This window comes from Ferroacidibacillus organovorans (genome assembly GCF_001516615.1).
Lineage (GTDB): Bacteria > Bacillota > Bacilli > Alicyclobacillales > SLC66 > Ferroacidibacillus > Ferroacidibacillus ferrooxidans_B.
In genome coordinates, this window is the sequence record NZ_LPVJ01000007.1 from 40,206 (window position 1) to 60,703 (window position 20,498).

The following is a 20,498-nucleotide window of genomic DNA, read 5'->3' on the forward strand; positions in this document are numbered from 1 at the left end:
TCGCGGGCGTGCACTCACGAGATGAATACCGCGAAATCATTACAGATGCAGTTTGTGGTCGCGGTAGCAAGTACAGTCAGCATACCTATACCATCCACACGGCGAACCGTCCTACCACCATCGGCGGTTGCTGGGTGATGAATCACTCGTGTGAAGGGGTTCTGATCGGCGAAACGGTCGAGGTTCGCGGGCGTTTTGATACGAATGTTTGGTATTCGTACAACGACAACAGTGAAACCGCAGTTGCAAAAGACACGGTTTCCTACGTTGAGCAAATCAACTTGCAGGGGCTTGATCCAAATTGTTCGCTGGATGATCTATCAGTCCACGTCAAGGTCAAGCAGGAGCCTAACTGTGTCGATGCGACGATTGTGGATGACCACTCCGAAATTCTTGTTCGCGTCGAGATTGAATGGCTTGTCGAAGTGATTGGACCGACGAAGGTGTGGGTATTGACGATGACGCCCTCCCATAAAAAAGACAGCTTTGACGTCGAGAGCAGTTTGCTTGAAGAGTCAAGCCTGTAAAAAGATTTCATGCAGTGCGTGGGCGCGATGCGCCCTTTTTCTCTAGTTCCACGCATTGCAAAAGAGGGGGCGGCGTCGTGTCACAGTCGCACACGGTGGAAGTCTCATATGGCGCACTTTCAAAGCGACTGGATTTTTTGGGCAAAAGACGCGAGATGAAAATACTGTTACCTAAAGGCATTCGCGCCGCGCTTCACATGCCGCCGCATGCAATGCGTTTTATGACGACTGGCCATCAGGCCATCCGTATCGGACCGGCGTTTGCAATCTATGCGTTGCCTTTAACGAAAGGGCGGCGCTTTGGCCAACAGCAATCGCTGTTTCAAGACGTCAGCCGACTGGGGGCGCGTCTTGGCATGGATATCTATGTGATTACGCCAGGCGCAATCCGCACTGATTCTGGCGTCGTTATGGGGTATCGCTTTCGCGAAGGGACTTGGCGTAAAGAGGTGTGCCCCTATCCAGACGTTGTATGGCGAAGATTGACCAGTCGCCCGCGCGCGTTTTTGACGAAGTTGATGGAGGATGAAACGATCTTCGAGTCAATCCCCCAGATCACGCTGCCACGCTCCATGAGTGAAAAGGGTGTCATGCATCAGCGTGTGTTGATGTGCTCCCCTTTTTCTGCACACGTGCCGCATACCCTGATGGCGCGCAGTACTGAAGAGCTTGTCGCGTGTGTGGATGGGTTTGATGACTGTTACGTAAAACCTGCGCGCGGGACTCAGGGAATCGGCATTGTGCGCGTGCGCCGTGCGCGCGGCGGCTATGAAGTGTTGCGCGATGGTGCGCCGCCGCGCGAGATCTCTCTGTCTGAACTCGCGCGGCGGTATGCGCCTTTTTTTCGCGCCGGAGAACGCGTTCTCATCCAGGAGACGATCCCACTGCTTCGCACCAAGGAGGGACGGCCGCTTGATTTTCGCTGCCTCGTTCAAGCGGTAAACGGTCGCCCTGTCGTGACAGCGCTCATTGCGCGCATCGGTTCCCTGGAATCGATTACGACCAATCTTCACACAGGCGGTGAAGCGGTATCCGCACAGGCGCTCTTGCCTCATCTCTCTGTGGCGCAGGCAAGTGCCATGTCTGCAGAATTCTCGCGCATGGAGTCTCTTGCTTGTGATCTGTTTGAACACATAAAGCGTCAGCATGGTGAATTGGGAGAAGTGGGGATTGATTTCGCGTTTGATCAGGATCTTCGCGTTTACATCCTGGAAGTCAATCCATGTCCCGGTCGACGAATGCTCAAAAACGTCGATCTGCGGTTGCGCACGCGTTCGATCACGCGGATTCTAGAGCATGCCCTCTGCATTACAGGGTATGAGTCGATCAAATCATGACAAGGAGAATGGGTGTGGCGAGTCCATCAAGGCGCGTGCGAAAACCCTATCTGACTGGTGTGGACAACAGGGAGAGCACGGTCGGCGTCATGGCGCATGTGCGGCTTGTCGATGGCCAGTTTTCGGGAAGACAAGGACCCGCTCTCATGAAGTATCTTGAAATCGGGAGAAAGCACGACATTGCGGTGTGTGTCTTTGACCCCGCAGATGTCGATCTAAAGCGGCATGTCTTAGAGGGGTACGTGTTACAGCGCGGAAGCGAGACGCCACAGCTGATTCGGCGGGAGATGCCGATTCCTCCGGTGATTTACGATCAAATCTTGTCACGCCGCTACGAACAACTGCGCGCCTTTCGCCCCTTACGCGCTTATCTGCAAAAAAACGCCAAGCTCTTTAACAGTGGCTATTTTGACAAATGGGATGTCGATCAGTGGTTAAAAAAGCGTACTGCACTCCTTCCATTTCTTCCTGAGACCGATCTGCTGCGCGATGCGGAACAATTGCGAGCTTTTTTGATGAAACACCCGGTTGCGTTTATCAAACCGACGGCCGGAAGCCTTGGTATTGGCATCTTGCGGGTGGTGCAAAGAGACCGCGGGTATTTTGCGCAGTTGCGAAAGCGTTCTGGGGCGCTGAGCGAAGAGACGTTTAAGAATGCAGAAGATCTTTTTTTGCGGCATCAGAAACGCTTTCTACGTCCACACATCATCCAACAGGGCCTGACGCTTATCCAGGATGACGGCTGTCCGATTGACTTGCGCGTCGTTGCACAAAAGAATCGCTTAGGCATATGGTGCATCACAAAGCAATACGCCCGCAAAGCTGCCAGTGGTGAGTTTGTCTCCAATCTTACCACGGGGGGCGAGGCGCAACGCATTGCCGACCTTGAGCGCAGTGGGTTGATTCAAAACGCGGTGATGCTTCGCGAGACGATCAAGGCGCTCACGATGGAGGTCTGCACTTGTATTGAAAAAGAGAGTCGCTCGCTTATCGGTGAATTGGGACTTGATTTTGGTGTTGCACCGGATGGCCATCTTTATGTCATTGAGGTGAACAGCAAACCATTCAAATCACCTGTCACTGAACTTGGGTCTGAGAAATTGCTCGACCTTTCGTTTCTGCGTCCTCTGCGCTTTGCGCAGTGGCTTTGTGTGAAGCGAGGTCAAAAAGGGGTACCGCGATGAGCACATACCTTCTCCATCAGGGGCAGGCTTCTGCCAGGCGGCTGGTAAAACGCGTGCCTGGATTGATCGGGATACGTGAGGTGCGCGGGAATGTGCAGCCGACTGATCGACTGATCCGTTACGCGGGCGGTGAAGAGCCTGATGCAGGCGCGTGGGTCATCAATCGAAAGGCCGCGTTTGATACGGCCAGTCAACGCAAAAAGATGGCGGAGCGACTCAAGATGACGGGGGTGCGCTTGCCAAAGTACGCGCGTTCTGCGCGTGACGGATGGCAGGCGCCACTGACAAGACACTACCGCATTCCAGTGTTTGACTTGCGCGCTCTCACTTGTTTTCGCACGGATCAAAAAACAGTGTGGCTGAGTCAACGTGTCCGCGAAGTGGTCGACACGATGTCAGAGATTACGCTTGACTATGATGAACAGGCAGGGAAAGTGTGTCAATTGGCTGTACGCGCGACACACGCGCTGGGACTTGAGATGGCTCTTGTGAGCATCGGCGTCACGCCGCGCGGCATGCTCGTCGTCCTGGATGTCTCACCGACGCCTGTCATGCAGGGAAAAATTTTAGATGTATATGCGCAGGCCATTCGCGAGTGGATTGTACAGCGCGAGACACCAGCCGATCCTGCCCGTGTCTTGCTTGGCACTGATCTCGAATTTATGCTGCGCGGCAGGAAAGGAAAAATGATTCTCGCTTCACGTTATTTTCCACTCAAAGGGACGATTGGCTGTGACGACCGAAGTTTTGGCGGAGATCGCATGAGGCATCCGCTCGCGGAGGTGCGCCCGGCACCCGCCGCTACACCGGAACGGTTGTGTGAGAATGTACGGCAGGCGCTCAATGAGGCCGCCGCACGCTTTCCGCGTGAATTTCCACAGTGGATCGCCGGGTGTGCGCCGTTTGAACGCTTTCCGACAGGTGGCCATATTCATATGAGCGGGGTACCTTTTCACGGCAGGCTCGTTCATTTGCTGGATGTGTATGTCGGGCTTCCGCTGATGCTGATTGAGGACCCGGCCAGCAGTGCGCGCAGAAGACCTCGCTACGGGTTTCTCGGTGACATCCGCCATAAACCGCACGGTGGTTTTGAGTATCGCACGCCGGGGAGCTTTCTTGTCGATCCGGTCATCGCACTGTGCGCGTTTGCATTAACCCACATTGTAATCCATCACCAGCAAGAACTATTTTGTCATCCGCTCTATGAAGATGAGATGACGCGTGCGTTTTATCAGAATGATCGAGACACACTCTTGCCAATGGCGCGAGCAGTCTATTCATCCCTGCGCAAAACGGCGACATTTGAACGGTACAGGGATGTGATTGAACCTGTTTTTGAGATGATCGAGCGCGACGAGGTGTGGGATGAGAATGTAGATGTGCGCGATGCGTGGGGCGTTCGCGAGCAGGCAGAAAAACATGAGCGGACCACGGCGTCCTAGACGGATGTTGCTCGTGAAGAGATGAGAGAAAGGGTTTTATTCATGGCGTATGATAAAAAGACAGACCTGCAGCGCTTGGGGCGCGCGTCTTCTTTGCGCTTGGCGCGCGCATCAACGCTTGCTGCAAAACCGCTTTGCATCGTGTGGATCGGGGAGAGTCAGGTGCGAACCGCCTATCTTCAAACACTCCTGCGCGACGCGGCGTGGGTCGGGTTTGACGCAGCGATTGCGAGCACATCCAAGCTTCTTGAATTGCTGCAGAACATCGATCGCAAAGTGGTCGTCTACAATCGCCTGGCAACGCGAAAAGACGAGGCGCAGACAGCCGTGATCCAGTGCAAGCACAATCTTGACGCGCGGAAAATCCCCTATTTTAACCCGTCGTTTCTCTCCAAGCGCGATGTGAGCGCGTGGCTTCGTCAAGACAAACAGGCGTCCGCATTTTTGCCTGACACAAAAGCGCGTTTCACGGAAGACGATGTCAAAGCGTTTCTAAGGCGTTATCCGCTCGTCTTTATAAAACCGACAGGGGGAAGTTTTGGCGAGGGGATTCTGCGCGTCACGCGTGAGGCAGGGCGGTTCGTGTTGGCTGAAAGGCGCGAGCGGCGCGTCGTGTCGACATCCTTTGAGAGCGTCTCTGCGCTTGCCAAACATGTGGCGCGAACGCGTGGCGCGACGTGTGTCCTGCAAGAAGGCATTCCCTTGCGCACCGTACAGGGTTGTCCTGCGGATTTTCGCGTTCATCTTTGCAAGGACGGCGAAAACCAGTGGCAGATTGCGGGATGCGCGGCAAAGGTTGCGCGGCGTGATGCGATTACCACGCACGTGTACAGTGGCGGGCACGTTGACTCGGCGGATCAGGTTTTGCGCAGTTGGTATGGCGAACAAGCAACTGCAATGCGTGAGCATGTCGAACAGTCAGCCATCACAATCAGTCGGGCGCTTGAGCAATTCGTCACAGGACCGCTCGGAGAACTCGGGCTTGACATGGGGATCTCAGAGGATGACCGAATCGTGTTGTTTGAAGCAAACGCAAAGCCTGGACGCACCATTTTTCATCACCCATCATTAAAAAAACAGGCGGAAGCGTCGCGCAGGATGCTGCTCTCTTATGCGTGGAGCCTGGCACGCCATCCAAGCGAAGCCCAGTCAAAATTCGATAGCATCTCACCCGGTCCGGAATGGATTACCCCTCTTGAAGATCCTGCCTTAAAAGCGACGGTATTTTTCAAATCGCGGGAGACTCGGGCCCGATGAGTATCGGCGTGCTTACGGCAAGCGTGACGCGCGGCAAACCGGGTGGCGACATCACGCATTTTCGCAGGCTTGTCCGTCTTGGTGAGCAGATGGAGATTCCTATCCTCATTTACAGTTTGAAACCAAGTGGTGCGCTGGAGACGTTTGCGTGGAATGCATCCGCAGGCGGCTTCTCGGAAATTCCGATGAGGCAGTTGCCGCGCGTGCTTTACAATCGCATTCCGACGCGCAGGCTGGAACAAATGGACTGGGTGACATCTTTTAAGGATCGCTTTTTGCGCGAAGGAAGAACGATTACGAATCCAGGTTTTCTCTATAAAGACGAACTTGCAAAGGTTTGGTCGCGTGCTCCGGAATTGTCTGCAAACCTTCCTGTCACCCTCGTGTCGCCGTCGTTTGAAGAGGCGCTTCTCGCGTTTCGCGAGTATCCGGTTTGGTATTTGAAACCGGCGCACGGCAAGGCTGGAATGGGAATCAAGCGGCTGAAGTGCGGAGATCGCGCGATTGAGATCACCCATCAAGAAAAAGGCCGCATGCGCACGTCAGAGTTGCTGGATGAAAAGATGGTTCAGGCATTTTGGCGGAATCTTCCTGCGCGCTTTGTGTTGCAACGTGAAGCAAAAACCTTGGCGCTTGACGGCTGTCGCGCTGATGTGAGGCTATTGCTGCATCGTGATCTGCGGGATGGTTTTACGCGCTCAGGCGCCGGTGTGCGCATTGGACCGCGCGAAGGGATTACAACCCACGTCCCAAATGGCGGACGATTGGCGACGCTCAACAAGACGCTTAAAAGCCTTTATGGAAAGCGCAGCGAAGAGGTAGACGCGCGGATTGAAGAGGTTGTCCAAGCTGGCGCGCGGGCGATTGAACTCGGGTGCGGCGGGGTCTGGTGTGAGCTCTCGTTTGATCTTGGCTTGTCACCGGAGGGAACGCCGATTCTTTTTGAGGCGAATGCCAAACCGATGAAGTTTGATGAAACAAGGATTGAAACAAAAGGAAAAATGCAGCTTTTGCGAACACTTTCGCACATGGCAAGGCGTTGAGACTGGCGAAAACTGACGGTTGCGCGAAACGTGCACACTTGCTATGATGTTCACACCTGCCGTGTGCGTATGGGGCTTATGTTTTGAACCTTACGTGTTATAAGGGAAACAGATCGGCGTTTCGTGCTGGCATGCCCTCCTGAGAAGGGACGTCAAACACTCGAAACCACAGTTGCCCACCTGCGAGAGCAGGTTCGAAAACACGCGTCCTTTACGGCATGCGCGGGTTTTATATGAAAAGACAAGTGAACTGCCGCAGGGATGTCTTCCTGCGGCTTTTGCATGGATAATTTGTCACTTAAATGAACTTCCGATAAACTAGAGTGAATGAGAACAGGGAGGAACAACCTGGTGCTGCGAAGTGAACTTGACCCCGCATTGACGGTGCACCGTCCCTCGATTCCCGTGCAGGAAGCGCTGAAACATGCGGCGGGCTTGCGCGAAGATCTAAAGGACGCGTATCGCGGGAAACGCTATCTTTTAAAAACTTATGGATGTCAAATGAATGAGCACGATTCAGAGATGATAGCCGGTCTCCTTGAGGAAATGGGTTATGCCGCGACAACGGATGAAACGGCTGCGGATCTGATTCTTTTTAATACGTGTGCGGTGCGGGAGAATGCGGAGAATAAAGTGTTTGGCGAGATCGGGCGCGTCAAGCCGCTCAAGCAACTCAATCCGCAGCTGTTGCTTGGCGTCTGCGGATGTATGCCGCAAGAAGCTGCGGTGCAGGAGCGCGTGCGCAGCACGTACCCTTGGGTGGATGTCGTCTTTGGCACGCATAACATTCATCGCATGCCCGAGTTGATTGAACAGGCGAGCAACGCTTTTGAAACGGTCATGGAAGTCTGGGAACAGTCGACGGAGACGTTTGACGAACTGCCAAAGGCACGCACAGACCAGACGCGCGCCTGGGTCAACATCCAGTATGGGTGCAATAAGTTTTGCACGTATTGCATTGTGCCGTATACACGCGGTCGCGAACGCAGCCGAACGATGGAGAGCATTGTTTCCGAAGTTGAGGAACTCGCGGCGCGCGGCTTTCGGGAAGTGACACTTCTTGGTCAAAATGTGAATGATTACGGACTGGATCTTGGCACACAGTTTTCTTTTCTGCTGCGTGCGGTGGGACGTGTCGCGGGGATCGAACGGGTGCGCTTTACCACGTCTAATCCATGGAATTTTACGGATGACTTAATTGAGGCAATCGCCGAGACGAAGAGCGTTTGCCATCACATTCACCTCCCGGTGCAGTCGGGAAGCAATGCGGTCTTAAAGCGGATGAATCGCGGCTACACGCGCGAGTATTATCTCGATCTGGTGAGAAAGATCCGCGAGCGGATTCCGGATGTTGCGCTGACAACCGATTTGATTGTAGGTTTTCCGGGCGAGACAGAGCAGGACTTTCAAGAGACACTCGCGCTGGTTTCAGACGTTGCGTTTGACAATGCGTATACGTTTTCGTACTCAGCGCGGGCAGGCACACCGGCGGCAGGTTTTAAAGATGCCGTATCAGAAGATGAGAAAAAACAGCGCCTGGCGCGCCTTATGGCCGTGCAAGATCGTTTTACGCTCTTGGCGAGCCAGCGCATGGTAGGAAAGACCGTGCGCGTTTTGGTAGAAGGCGTTTCGCGCACGAATGGCCATGTCCTTGCTGCGCGCACAGATACGAACAAGCTGGTGTTGATTGAAGGACCGCTTCGGTGGATCGGGCAGACGCTTGATGTGCGCATCGTATCTGCCAACACGTGGACGCTGCGTGGAGAATGTGTAGAAAAAGAGCGTGAGGCGAGGACAGGATCATGAAGACACCGATGCTAGACCAGTATGATCGCATCAAGGCGTCCTGTCCGGACGCCCTTTTGATGTATCGCCTCGGGGATTTCTATGAGCTGTTTTACGATGACGCAACGCTTGCAAGCGAGCTTCTCGGGCTGACTCTCACAGGTCGGGGCAAGGGGGAATCGCGCATTCCGATGTGTGGCGTGCCCGTTCATGCGGCAGAAGGATACATTGGGAAATTGGTGATCGCCGGGCTGCGCGTGGCGATCTGCGAACAGGTCGAAGACCCGCGCAGCGTAAAGGGAATCGTTCGCCGCGAGATCGTGCGCATCGTGACGCCAGGGACGGCGCATGAGTATTTGCGTGAGGAAGACGGGCTGCTGCGCATCGGGACACTAGAGGTGAACAAGGCGCATTCCGGGGCAGTGGTTGCGGCAATCCTTGACCCGCTGACGGGAGATTGTCTGCGCATGGAGGCGACAGCGCAGGAGATCCTTGGCTGGTTTAAAACAGCGGGTGTGCGTGAACTGATTGTCGACAGTCGAACATCCGATCAGGCGAGCAAAATGATCGGGGAGCTGGCGACGGCACTCTCTGTCCTCGTTTCCCGTCTGCCAGCAGAGCGGGCGGTACACACACAGGATAGCCTGGCACAGGTCGTCGAGTCGCGTCTGGTGGCATATGTGTCGTATACGCTGTGCGCGACACCGCTTCATATGAAGCCTTCAATGTCTATCAATGACACACCCCATCTTTTTATCTCAGCCGCAACGGCCCATCACCTGGAACTGCTTGAGCCGCGCCGCTTTTCAAAGCGCTCGACGTCACTCTATGATTTTCTTCATGCGACCCACACCGCGATGGGAAAGCGCGTGCTGCGCCAGATGATCCTTTATCCGCTGGCGGATAGCAAGGCGATTGAGGCGCGGCTCACTGTGCTTGACCATATGCTTGAAAACGCGGTTGCCCGCGCTGAGACAGCAGAACTATTGCGCGGGTTTCGCGATCTTGAGAAGATGTGCGCGCGCCTTTCAAGCGGTGCTGCGGGACCGCGCGATCTGCTCTTTATCGCGCAGTCAATGCGCCGCGCCGTGCGGATTCGAAAAATCTGGGAACAGATTGCGACTGCGCACGCTGTTCACGCGCTGCTTGTCGATCTGCCGCGCGATGATGCACAGGATGTGCGGGTTGAGGCGCTGCTGGTGGATGATCCGCCTGCCGTCGAGCGCGCACTTGGCGTGATTCGAGAAGGGGTCGACCCAGAGATCGACCGCCTGCGGCGCATCGCGCAGGACAGTCGCTCCTACATGGCGGAACTCGAAGCGCGCGAACGGCAGCGGACAGGCATTCGCTCGCTGAAAGTCGCTTACAACAGGGTGTTTGGATACTACATCGAAGTGACAGCGAGCAATCGCGCTTTGGTGCCGGAAGATTATGAGCGAAAGCAGACACTGGCTGGCGCCGAGCGATACGTCACGCAAGAATTGCGACTGCGGGAGGCGGAGATTCTCTCTGCAGAGGAAAAGTTGCGCGACCGCGAGGAGGGCATCGTGCGCGACATGATGGGAGACATGCGACAGCGCGTCCCCGAGATTCAAAAGACGGCGACGCAGATCGGATGGCTCGATGCCTTTCTTGCTCTCGCCGAAATCGCACTGCGCTACCGTTTTTCGCGCCCAGTGCTCGATGACAGTATCGATCTTGAAATCAGGGCGGGTCGCCATCCGGTCGTTGAGCAGGGGCTTTCTGGAACGTATGTACCGAATGACACGATTCTTACGGAAAATCGGCAGCTTGCAATCATCACAGGTCCAAACATGGGCGGAAAGAGTACCTACATGCGGCAAGTGGCGCTGATTGTGATCCTTGCGCAAATCGGCTCCTATGTTCCGGCGGAGTACGCGCGTGTCGGGATTGTGGACAAGCTGTTTACGCGCATCGGGGCTTCGGATGACGTCGCGTCTGGACAGAGCACGTTCATGGTGGAGATGGCAGAGACTGCGGAATTGCTCACGATGGCGACAGAGAGAAGCTTGATCTTGCTCGATGAGATTGGGCGCGGCACAGCAACGTACGACGGTCTGTCGATCGCGGAGGCGGTGGTTGAATATTTGCATGATCAGGTCAAGGCGCGGACCCTTTTTGCGACGCATTATCACGAGCTGACAGAGCTTTCGTTGCGCCTGCCGCGTGTTTTCAACCTCTCGGTGGCGGCTTCCACTGAGCGGGATTCGCTCATCTTTCTCCATCATGTAAGCGAGGGGCCGGCTGATCGCTCCTATGGCATCGATGTTGCGAAACTGGCCGGGGTGCCCAAACGGGTAACGGCGCGCGCGCGCGTGCTGCTTAAAGAGCGTGAGACGCAGGCGCGCCAGATGAATCGCGAACAGGTTTCTTTTTTTGACGATCAGGCGCTGCAGGAAGACCGCGAATCTCTAGCGATTCTTGAGACAATTACGGAGCTTCCCCTAGATGAGTGGACACCTCGCGAGGCGCTTTTGTACCTCTTTGAACTGCGCGATCGCCTGCGCAGCGCGCGCGGGAACGAAAAAGAAGGGGTGGGCGCATGGGACGCATCGCGCAACTGAGTGAGCTTGTCGCAAACCAGATTGCGGCGGGTGAAGTGGTCGAACGGCCGGCGTCAGTCATCCGCGAACTCCTTGACAATGCGATTGACGCAGGGGCGACAAAAATTGACATCACGGTGACGGGCGGCGGGCTCACGCGCATGGAAGTGCAGGATAACGGCTGCGGGATGGATGAAGAAGATCTGAACCTTTCTATCATTCGTCACGCGACGAGCAAGCTGCGTACGATGGACGATTTTCGCAAACTGCACACACTCGGTTTTCGCGGCGAGGCGCTCCCCTCCATTGCATCGGTCAGCCGGATGACACTTCGCTCGCGCGTCGATTTACATCCTGGCGGCATTGAGCTGCGCGTGATCGGCGGTGAGAAGATTGAACAGTCAACAGTTGGCATGGCGCGCGGAACACGGGTCATCGTGGAAGATCTCTTTTATAACACGCCAGCGCGACTCAAGTTTGTGCGCTCTCTTCAGACGGAGGTCAGTCACATTACGGAGGTTGTGACAAAACGGGCGATGGCGTACCCATCGATTGCATTTACGCTAAAGGTCGATGGCAAGTTGGTTTTTTTGACGCCAGGCAGCGGTGATTTGACCGCTGTGTTTCTCTCGCTCTACGGCGCGGATGTGACAAAACGCGCTCTCGCAGTGCATGAAACACGTCCCGATCTGCGTGTGAGCGGCCTGATTGGCGCACCGCAAGACGCGCGCACCGCCCGTCACGCGATGTGGTTTTATGTGAATCAGCGCCCCATCCGCAGCCAAGCGTTGCAATTTGCCGTCATCGAGGGATATGGAACGGCGCTGTTCAAAGGGCGGTATCCGCTGACTGCGCTGTTTCTTGAGATGGATCCGGCGCTTGTTGATGTGAACATTCATCCAAGCAAGCTAGAGGTTCGCTTCAGTGAGGAACAGGATGTGCGGGATGCGGTGACGCGGGCAATCAAGGCGGCGCTTTTGACAGGGCTGTACATCCCTGACTTGTCTTTGCATACGGCACTTCCCGATGAACCACTGCGACTGCGCGAACAGCCGCCGGCTTCCGAGTATTCGCCCAGGCAGTTGGCATTTCACGGCGCTGCCCCGATCGAATCAGCTCCAGCGCAGATTCCGCGTCAAAATCAGGATCAAGCCGTGCGCGTTTATGATTCGCAATCGCGTGAAAAAAAGACGCTTGCGACGTTTGCCCATCCGCCTGCTGCCAAGGCCCCGTCATCCCTTGATCAAGGAGCAGAGTTTGCTGAGGCGATGATGCGAACGCACGCGCGTGAGCAACGACTGACGTCAGCTTCTGCAGACAACCGACAGACTGGCGCACGCCTGCGCCCGCTTGCCCAGGCGCTGTCCATGTATGTCGTCGCAGAGGATGACGATGCGGTTTATCTGATTGATCAGCACGCAGCGCACGAGCGTGTGCTCTACGAGCGGTTCATGGTCATGGCGGGATCCGGCAATTCGCAGACGCAGGAACTGCTCGTCCCGCTGACCTTTTCACTCACGCCGGCCGCCTTTTTTCGCGTGATGGAGCGGGTTGATGACGCCAAGCGGCTGGGCCTTGTATATGAGGCATTTGGCGAGCATGATCTTGTGGTGCGCGCAGTCCCGCTCTGGTGGCAGGGCGTACCGCTTGATCGCATGGTGCATGAAGTCATCGACACTTTTTTAGAGGAGGAAGGAGTCGACCAAAAAACGTGGGAAAAGCGAGTGATTCTGCGCGCCTGCAAAGCGGCGATCAAGGCAAACCAGCGGCTGTCCATGCTGGAGATGCAGGCGCTTTTGGACGAGCTTTCGACGCTTCAAAATCCATTTACCTGCCCGCACGGCCGTCCGACGGCGCTGCGCATCGGACGGGAGCGCCTCGAAAAAGAGTTTCGCAGGCGGTAGACGCGGCCTACTGGCGGCTGCACACGGTTGTTACGACGTCTGCCAACGGCAGTTCTCGGCAAGAAGAGCGGGCGCTGCGCATCGCGGGTGAGTATCAATTGCGCTTTGCTGCGCGCAGAAGAAGGCCGCTTACGGCGCTTTTAAAAGACGAGGCGAGCGAGGCTGCAGTAGTGATCGGCGATGATCCGCAGATTGCACTGTTTGACGGTCGTTCATCTCACGGTTTTTTTTATCACCCGGGAATCTCTCTCCCGCGCGTCAAGGCGATGGAAAAGGGTGTGCGCGATCGCTTTGTGGACATTTGCGGGATTCAAGAAGGAGATCACGTGTTGGACGGCACGGCAGGGCTTTGCGCTGAGGCGACACTGCTTGCGGCGGCAGTTGGTGAATCAGGTGCTGTTACGGCGACGGAGGCACATTATCTGACCTATCTTGTGGTGCGCGAAGGACTGGCCTCTTATCAGACGTCGTTTCTGCCTTTTGCAAGAGCGCTTCGGCGGATCGATTTGCAGTATGGAACGTGGCAGGAACAAGTACGGATGAAAAAGGTAAGGCGTCCGGACGTATTCTATCTTGATCCGATGTTTGAACAGACGATTACCAAGTCATCAGGTATGCAAGCGCTCAAACCCTACACCCTCTCTGAAACCTTCTCGAGTGCGGATCTGGAGCTGGCGCGCGCCTTTTCCAGGCGCAGGTTAATCGTTAAAACGAGGCGGCACAGCGCGTGGCTAGAAACGGTGCAACCTGATGAACTGCATGCGTCTGCCCGATTTTCTTATGCTGTGTTTTATGCCAACGGCGCAAGGGGAGGAGGGGCCATTTGAAAACGCGCATCCTCTGTATCGTGGGACCGACGGCGGTCGGCAAAACAGAGCTCAGCCTGCAGCTTGCAGAGGCGCTCTCTGGAGAGATTGTCAGCGCAGACTCCATGCAAGTTTATCGCGGAATGGATATCGGCACGGCTAAACTGCCGATGAATCAGCGCAGAGGAATTGTGCATCATATGATTGATGTCGCAGAACCCACAGAAGCATACACGGTGCATCGCTATGCAGTTCACGCCCGCAAGGTGATCGAAGAGATTGCCCTGCGCAATAAAACGCCGATTGTGGTGGGGGGAACTGGACTCTATGTGCGCGCGCTCACGGAACATTTTGACTTTACGGAGACACGCGAGGATGAGGTGTTACGCGCGCAACTCACTGCCCGGGCAGAGCGTGAAGGCGTGGCTCGGCTGCATGAGGAATTAGGTCTACGCGATCCTGAGGCGGCAAACAGGATTCATCCAAACGACCTTCGGCGGATCATACGCGCGCTTGAAGTGAATGAAATCACCGGGAAGACGCTGGAGGAAAACTGGAGTGCAGGCGAGCGGCCGTATGAAGCGATGATGGTTGGACTGACACTTTCGCGTGAGGCGCTCTATAAACGAATTGAAACGCGGGTAGACGAGATGATTGACGAGGGGTTGCTTCATGAAGTCGAGCGACTGCGGGCGTTGGGATGCCAGCGCGGCATGGCTTCCATGCAAGCGATTGGCTATCGGCAAGTTTTCGATTTTTTTGATGGATTGCTCTCGTTTGAAGCGATGGTCGATGAGATCAAAAAGGCGAGCCGTCGCTATGCGAAGCGGCAGTGGTCGTGGTATCGAAGCGATCAATGTGTGCACTGGTATGATCGGACGGAAGATGGTATGATACTGGAAACAATTCGCGATCGCGTTTTACAAGGATGGTTTGAGTCGCTTCACGACTCGCAGCCGCTGGGGGGCACACGGTGAGTAACGGAAAATCGATCAACATTCAGGACGCATTTTTAAATCAGATTCGCAAAGAAAATGTACCGGTGATTGTCTATCTGGTCAACGGATTTCAGATTAGGGGCATTGTCAAAGCGTTTGACAATTTTACGATTGTCATCGAGTCAGACGGGAAACAGCAGTTGATCTACAAACATGCCGTTTCCACCTTTACGCCGAGCAGAAATGTGCGTTTTGATACGGATGCGCTGAACCAATCGACCTGAATGTGTGTGTTGCGCACATTCACACCGCGCGCTCCCTTGCGTGTGGGAGTCGCGTGGACGTCGTGACTTGACTGTGATGTTTGAATGTGCTATCTTATGTGTGTTGTCAATACGCCAGCGTAGCTCAGTTGGTAGAGCAACTGACTTGTAATCAGTAGGTCGCGGGTTCGACTCCTGTCGCTGGCTCCATGAAAAAGCCTGGAAAATCAACAAAAAAGAGATGGCATACCTTCAGAGGTAAGTCGTCTCTTTTTGTTTTGTGTGCGGATTGTGTGCCGAGATTTTTTTTGTGCTACGTATGTGTCACTCACCTAGAATCTGTGCTAACGCGTCGGCGGCTGCATCTTGCATACTGGGAATCACGTGGCTGTATACATTCAGTGTCATGGTAATGTCGGCATGTCCAAGACGTTCAGCCACGATTTTGGGATTTAGGCCTGCTTTCATAAGTTGAGTGGCTACAGTATGCCGAAGATCATATAGCCTTACATGATTGGGTAAACCCGCTTTCCTCAATGATGGTTTGAAGTAGCGTTTGGCTAAATTGTCATGATCCAGTGGCTCACCGTTAGTCGCGACGAACACAAATCCGTGATCGTGGTATAAGTCTCTGTGTGCCATTATGTACTCCCTTTGGATCTTTGCGTATTGACGTAGAACCGCCGCCGTTGGCTCGGATAAAGTTATAGACCGGCGGCTCCCCACAGTCTTCGTATCCTTTTCTCTCCATCCGTTCTGTGTTCGTTCCAATGATCGTTGAATACGTACAGTTCGCATCTCATTCTCTAGGTCTGTCCATTTGATTGCTAGGGCTTCGCCTGGTCTGCATCCGGAATCTAACATGAACTTGAAAAGGGGATAAATCGAAGCGCCTGTTTCGATCGGCCATAGTGTTTTGACAGTATCCAGGAACAGCCTGATTTCGTGAGTGTCCAGCGGCCTAAGCTCTTGTTTCTTGATGGCTTTCGGGCGTTGCACGAATTCTAACGGATTTCGTTCGATCTTTCGCGTCTCCACTGCTTTTCTCATGGCCTGTTTCAAAATTGTATGTACATACTGACCGGTTCTGCCGCCACTTTCGGAAGTCACCTCATCGATTGCTTCTTGAAATGCCTTCTGCATGTTCTGCGCTTTCGCCAGTGTGTACTTTCCAAGTCGTGGTACAATCTTGTCTGCCATGTAGCGCTGATAGTCCCCAAACGTGCGCTCTGATACCTGCTGTTTTGCCCACACGCCTAGCCATTCTTCAAGCCACTCCTTTACTGTCAACTTTGAGTAATCGATTAAAGCGCCATCATCTCGCTTTGTTTCTAGCCGCTTCGCTTCACGATCAGCGTCTTTACGAGTACCAGTCACGTTATATGAGATATAATTCCGTTTCCCATTCTCATCAAGTCCGTCATAAATACGGACTAACCATGTCGATCTACCATCTGCTGATTTTCTTTTACGTTCTACAATTTGAGCCATATCATTCATCCCTTCGTTGAGTCTACTTACTCCAAAGACTAAACGGAAGATGAGCACACGTCAAGCACACAGTGTTGTTTTTATCCTTATTGCACAAGGGTTTATAGGATGTCAGTCTGATTTATAATCAGTAGGTCTATCGGAATCATTGCGGCTATTGCCTTATATTTAACGCTTCGGCGCTTTTTGCAATCGATCATGTAAAAGGTTCAGGCAGGCTGCCATTGATTTAAGCCCTGTCGTGCGCACTTCTTCTAACTCCTTCATGAGGCGGGTGTATGTGCGCCAGTGCATGCCCTTGGGCTTGTCGATCCGCATATCTGTAAGTAGGCCACCCGGTTCCTGTATGCTCAGTTTGTATTTAATTCGCTCCATTTTTCGAGCCATCTGCTTGGGTATGTTCCCAGACTCCTGCCGACTGGTATAGGTCAACCCACAGCATTCACGGCAAAGAAATAGACTACTGCCAAGATAAAGAATTGCCGCGCGGTGTTCGCATTTCGGACAGAGGAACCAGGGGCGCTGACCGCCATAGCCGCAAGCGGTGTACGCGATGCGAACTTCCTCGTGCACTTCTTTCCATGACCCGCCGTTGAAACGGTGTGAATACACAAGACATACACGGCCATCGCCTACGTGTGTGCACATGCTTCCTATACGCTGTCCAGCGAGTTTCCATGAGGTTTGAATTACAAAGCCGGGTTGCAATAGACTATCTCGTGTCCATGCGCGTATGTCTATCTGCTTGACGGCTTCCGCGCTCCTCTTTGGTGTGTTGCTCGAATGCCATCCATACCGACCTGAACCAAGTTCACCCATATCGCATAGCCTCCTTTGATATTTACCGAAATCATAAGGCAAGTTTACCATTCTGGTTCGCTGATTAGTGACAATCAAGGTTCTCAAAGTTCATTCTGTGATAGAATTCAACTAGACTGCATGGCAAATATAGAATGCGCAAATGGGGATCGAATGGATGAACATAGAACTAAAACGAGATGGTAACGGTCGTATATTTAGTCACGTTAGACAGATTTGGTTACACGAAACGCCAGAAGAGCGGGTCAGACAAGAATACTTGCGAACTTTGGTCAATGAATATGGCTATTCGTTGGGGCAGATCGCGGAGGAAATGGCTGTCGTAGAGCGCGGATCTAGCAAGGCGAGGGCAGACTTTTTGATATGGAGAACCCCGGAGGACAAGGCAAGCGGGCTAAAACCGCTAATCGTCGTAGAATGCAAGGCAGATAACGTGACCATCGATCAGAGTACCTATACGCAGGGTTCAAATTATGCGCAATATACGGGCGCACGCTTCTTCGTCACGCATAATCACCGGGAGACGAAGTACTTCAAAGTTGATCACGCGCGCATGGCTCCGAACTTCGATGAAATAGAGGATATCCCCCATGCGGACGCAACCAGTAAAGAGATTGACGCGCTCATTGCACGCCTCAAGACGTTCAAAGAGGATGAGTTTGCCGATTTGCTGGGGCGATGCCATGACATCATCCGCAATCGGGAACACCTGGACCCGGCAGCAGCTTTTGATGAAATTGCCAAGATTCTTTTCGTCAAGACGGGCCTGGAACGGCGATTGCGGCAAGGGCACACGAGAAGGAACTTGTTTTCTACCGAATTCGTAGAGGAACAAAGGAAGATCTATGGTGATCCGGTGGATACCCTGTTTCGGGAAACAAAAGCGGAGTATCGAGCTGACTTTATCTTCCAGAATGATGAGAAAATTAATCTGAAGTATGCAACCGTTATTGCTATTGTGAAGGAACTGGAGCGATATAACCTCTCGGATACGTCCGAGGACATTAAAGGCATTGCGTTTGAACGTTTCTTAGGTCGAACGTTCCGGGGGGAAATTGGTCAGTTCTTTACCCCTCGTCCTATTGTGGAATTCATGGTGCGCATGTTGAACCCCAGAGAAGGCGATATCGTTTGTGACCCAGCCAGCGGGTCGGGTGGTTTCCTCATTCGCTTTTTCGAGATGGTTCGCCAGCAGATCATGGCGGATGCTGACCGCGAGTATCAGACGTACAGAGAGGCGACGGAAGCGGATATTAGTCTGACGGAGGCGGATCGAGCGCATCTCCTGTCTGAAAGGTATTCGGAAATTCAGCAATCACTTGATCCATCCATAGAGGGTTCGCGCATGTGGAAGCTGTCGAATCGATGTATTTATGGAACGGACGCGAATGATCGGATGGCCCGCACGTCCAAGATGAACATGATTATGCACGGAGACGGTCATGGGGGCGTACACCATCACAATGGGTTTCTAAACGTCAATGGCATCTTTGAGGAACGATTCGATATCATCTTGACCAACCCTCCGTTTGGAGCTAGCGTAGAGCCTACTGACGTAGTGCTTGACGGGGACATTCACATATCTCCCGATGTGGAGCGCCTCTATGAGGAACGGTATGGGGAGCCGTACAAGTTAGCCCGACGGAAAGTAAATGCAGTTAAAGGGCAACCAATCGCGACCCTGTTTCAGTTGCCGAAGAAGAACAGTGGAAAAGTTTCCAAGGTTAAGACCGAAATTCTTTTCATCGAGCGCTGCCTTGATCTTTTGAAACCGGGTGGTCGGCTTGGCATCGTGTTGCCGGAGGGCATCTTCAATAATCCCTCTTTGGCCTATGTTCGAGAGTTCGTGGAGGATCGCGCGAAGATTCTCGCCGTGGTGAGTCTGCCGCAAGAAACATTCATGTCCAGCGGGGCATCCGTAAAGGCATCCCTTCTGTTTTTGCGAAAGTTTGATGAGCAGGAGCGGGCGGATTTCAACGCCAAGAAAGTAGCAGTACAAATCGAGACGGAGTCAAAGTACGCTGACGAAATCACGGCGGCGTGCGTGCGTTTAGAGGCTGCCATATCAGCGGCGAAGAAGTCCCGCGACGCAGTGGCGCGGAAAACTGCACAAAAGAATTTGACCACTTATCAGAAGACGATGAATGAGCGTATTAGGCTTGAAGCTAGAACTTTGCTCAAGGAACGATTTGATTACCCAGTGTTTATGTACGAGGCGGAGCATGTCGGCATCACGGCCACTGCTGAGGCAGACGATAACGAGTTGTATCCGAATCCGCGCGTCCCTACCAACGTGGATAAGACGGCGCTAGAACTATTCCGGGAATTTGAGAAGGACCCGACGCCTTTTTTCGTCTAGGCCCCTCGTGTGAGAACGCCAAAACGAGGGGCTTTGCAGTAAGGTTTTTACGGATGTCTCGATGGGACCCGGCAAGTTACGAGGGTATTGTATGGAACTGGCCTGAATCAGTCATGGCAAAAATCGGCTCTGTTGTACGATTGCGCAAGGAAAAAGTTGATCCAAAAATAACGCCGTTCTCGGCATTGCATCTTATCACGATACACTTTGATGGATCAGTGTCCGAAAGGAAAATCGAATCTTCGCGTCAATATACGATGGATATGTACTGGGCGCGTCCACGTGACATTGTTGTCGCTAAAATTGATTTGAAAAATGGTGCCGTTAGTGTAATTCCAGACGATTGGTGCAATGTGGCAGTTACAAATCACTTTGCCGTTTATGAGCCTGACGAAAAGTTGATTTTTCCTGAGTATCTTCGTCTCATTGTTCAGGTTAGCTTCTTTAAGGCATACCTGAATCGTAACAAGGTTGGCGCTGAGGGAAGGAAGGAAGTTAAACTCGATTTCTTTGAATCTATAAAAATCCCCCTCCCTCCCCTCGATGTCCAGCGGGCCATTGTGCAGAAGTGGGGGGATGCGCAGGCGGAGATTGAGTCAAGGATTAGAGACATAGAGATGCTACAAAAATCAGTCTCATCTATTATACAAAACACACTAAGAAACAATGGGGATGAGAAAAATGTACGACCTAAATACTTTGCCATGAGTTATGCAGTTGTCCCCAATAATTGGGTATTGGTAGGTTCAAACCATCTCATTTCCAGTTTCGTTGGCCAA

Annotated in this window: 16 protein-coding genes, 1 tRNA gene and 1 other RNA gene; 16 read left to right on the forward strand and 2 right to left on the reverse strand. The window is 53.4% G+C overall.

Features of this window, described 5'->3' with window-relative positions; translation table 11 throughout:
- Positions 1-8: 8 nt before the first annotated feature.
- The 14 genes from cotE (at position 9) to ATW55_RS02770 (ending at position 15,260) form a co-directional block, all read left to right on the forward strand.
- Positions 9-527 carry an outer spore coat protein CotE gene (gene cotE, locus ATW55_RS02705; protein WP_067711969.1) on the forward strand — a complete coding sequence of 173 codons (519 nt, stop codon included), beginning with the start codon at positions 9-11 and terminating at the stop codon, positions 525-527.
- A 77-nt stretch (positions 528-604) separates the two neighbouring features.
- Entirely contained in the window at positions 605-1,864 is a 1,260-nt protein-coding gene (locus tag ATW55_RS02710) for a YheC/YheD family protein (RefSeq protein WP_067711972.1), read from the forward strand.
- A 14-nt stretch (positions 1,865-1,878) separates the two neighbouring features.
- On the forward strand, positions 1,879-3,048 hold the full coding sequence (locus ATW55_RS02715) for a YheC/YheD family protein (RefSeq protein WP_067711975.1): 1,170 nt from the start codon (positions 1,879-1,881) through the stop codon (positions 3,046-3,048).
- On the forward strand, positions 3,045-4,490 hold the full coding sequence (locus ATW55_RS02720; protein WP_067711978.1) for a putative amidoligase domain-containing protein: 1,446 nt from the start codon (positions 3,045-3,047) through the stop codon (positions 4,488-4,490). Before ATW55_RS02715 ends, ATW55_RS02720 begins: the two co-directional genes overlap by 4 nt.
- Before the next feature lie 42 nt (positions 4,491-4,532).
- Positions 4,533-5,747: a YheC/YheD family protein gene (locus ATW55_RS02725; RefSeq protein ID WP_067711980.1), complete on the forward strand. Its 1,215-nt coding sequence runs from the start codon at positions 4,533-4,535 to the stop codon at positions 5,745-5,747.
- A complete protein-coding gene (locus ATW55_RS02730; protein WP_067711983.1) occupies positions 5,744-6,790 on the forward strand; it encodes a YheC/YheD family protein in 1,047 nt (348 codons plus the stop codon). Before ATW55_RS02725 ends, ATW55_RS02730 begins: the two co-directional genes overlap by 4 nt.
- A 50-nt stretch (positions 6,791-6,840) precedes the next feature.
- A non-coding RNA gene (gene ssrS / locus ATW55_RS02735) (6S RNA) lies at positions 6,841-7,023 on the forward strand.
- 118 nt (positions 7,024-7,141) lie between these two features.
- Positions 7,142-8,596 carry a tRNA (N6-isopentenyl adenosine(37)-C2)-methylthiotransferase MiaB gene (miaB, locus tag ATW55_RS02740; RefSeq protein ID WP_235586969.1) on the forward strand — a complete coding sequence of 485 codons (1,455 nt, stop codon included), beginning with the start codon at positions 7,142-7,144 and terminating at the stop codon, positions 8,594-8,596.
- Positions 8,593-11,160, forward strand: a complete 2,568-nt coding sequence (gene mutS / locus ATW55_RS02745) for a DNA mismatch repair protein MutS (RefSeq protein ID WP_067711991.1) — start codon at positions 8,593-8,595, stop codon at positions 11,158-11,160. The genes miaB and mutS overlap by 4 nt, the downstream gene beginning before the upstream one ends.
- Positions 11,139-13,043: a DNA mismatch repair endonuclease MutL gene (mutL, locus tag ATW55_RS02750; protein WP_067711994.1), complete on the forward strand. Its 1,905-nt coding sequence runs from the start codon at positions 11,139-11,141 to the stop codon at positions 13,041-13,043. The genes mutS and mutL overlap by 22 nt, the downstream gene beginning before the upstream one ends.
- A 98-nt stretch (positions 13,044-13,141) precedes the next feature.
- Entirely contained in the window at positions 13,142-13,870 is a 729-nt protein-coding gene (locus tag ATW55_RS02755) for a class I SAM-dependent methyltransferase (protein ID WP_067711997.1), read from the forward strand.
- Positions 13,867-14,826 (forward strand): tRNA (adenosine(37)-N6)-dimethylallyltransferase MiaA, encoded by a 960-nt coding sequence (gene miaA, locus ATW55_RS02760; RefSeq protein WP_067712000.1) that lies wholly within the window; start codon positions 13,867-13,869, stop codon positions 14,824-14,826. The genes ATW55_RS02755 and miaA overlap by 4 nt, the downstream gene beginning before the upstream one ends.
- Complete coding sequence (hfq, locus tag ATW55_RS02765) at positions 14,823-15,071, forward strand: RNA chaperone Hfq (RefSeq protein ID WP_067712003.1); 249 nt, start codon at positions 14,823-14,825, stop codon at positions 15,069-15,071. Before miaA ends, hfq begins: the two co-directional genes overlap by 4 nt.
- 113 nt (positions 15,072-15,184) lie before the next feature.
- Positions 15,185-15,260 (forward strand) — tRNA-Thr (locus ATW55_RS02770).
- A gap of 114 nt (positions 15,261-15,374) precedes the next feature.
- Here the strand turns inward: ATW55_RS02770 and ATW55_RS02775 are convergent.
- Both ATW55_RS02775 and ATW55_RS02780 read right to left on the reverse strand, forming a co-directional pair.
- Positions 15,375-16,541 (reverse strand): site-specific integrase, encoded by a 1,167-nt coding sequence (locus ATW55_RS02775; RefSeq protein WP_067712006.1) that lies wholly within the window; start codon positions 16,539-16,541, stop codon positions 15,375-15,377.
- A gap of 168 nt (positions 16,542-16,709) precedes the next feature.
- Positions 16,710-17,189, reverse strand: coding sequence for a hypothetical protein (locus tag ATW55_RS02780; protein ID WP_160327147.1), 480 nt, complete (start codon positions 17,187-17,189; stop codon positions 16,710-16,712).
- A 328-nt stretch (positions 17,190-17,517) separates the two neighbouring features.
- Here ATW55_RS02780 and ATW55_RS02785 point away from each other — a divergent pair, with 328 nt between their 5' ends.
- Both ATW55_RS02785 and ATW55_RS02790 read left to right on the forward strand, forming a co-directional pair.
- A complete protein-coding gene (locus ATW55_RS02785; protein ID WP_067712012.1) occupies positions 17,518-19,719 on the forward strand; it encodes an N-6 DNA methylase in 2,202 nt (733 codons plus the stop codon).
- A 113-nt stretch (positions 19,720-19,832) separates the two neighbouring features.
- On the forward strand, positions 19,833-20,498 hold a 666-nt coding region (locus ATW55_RS02790; RefSeq protein WP_160327148.1), incomplete at its 3' end, for a restriction endonuclease subunit S.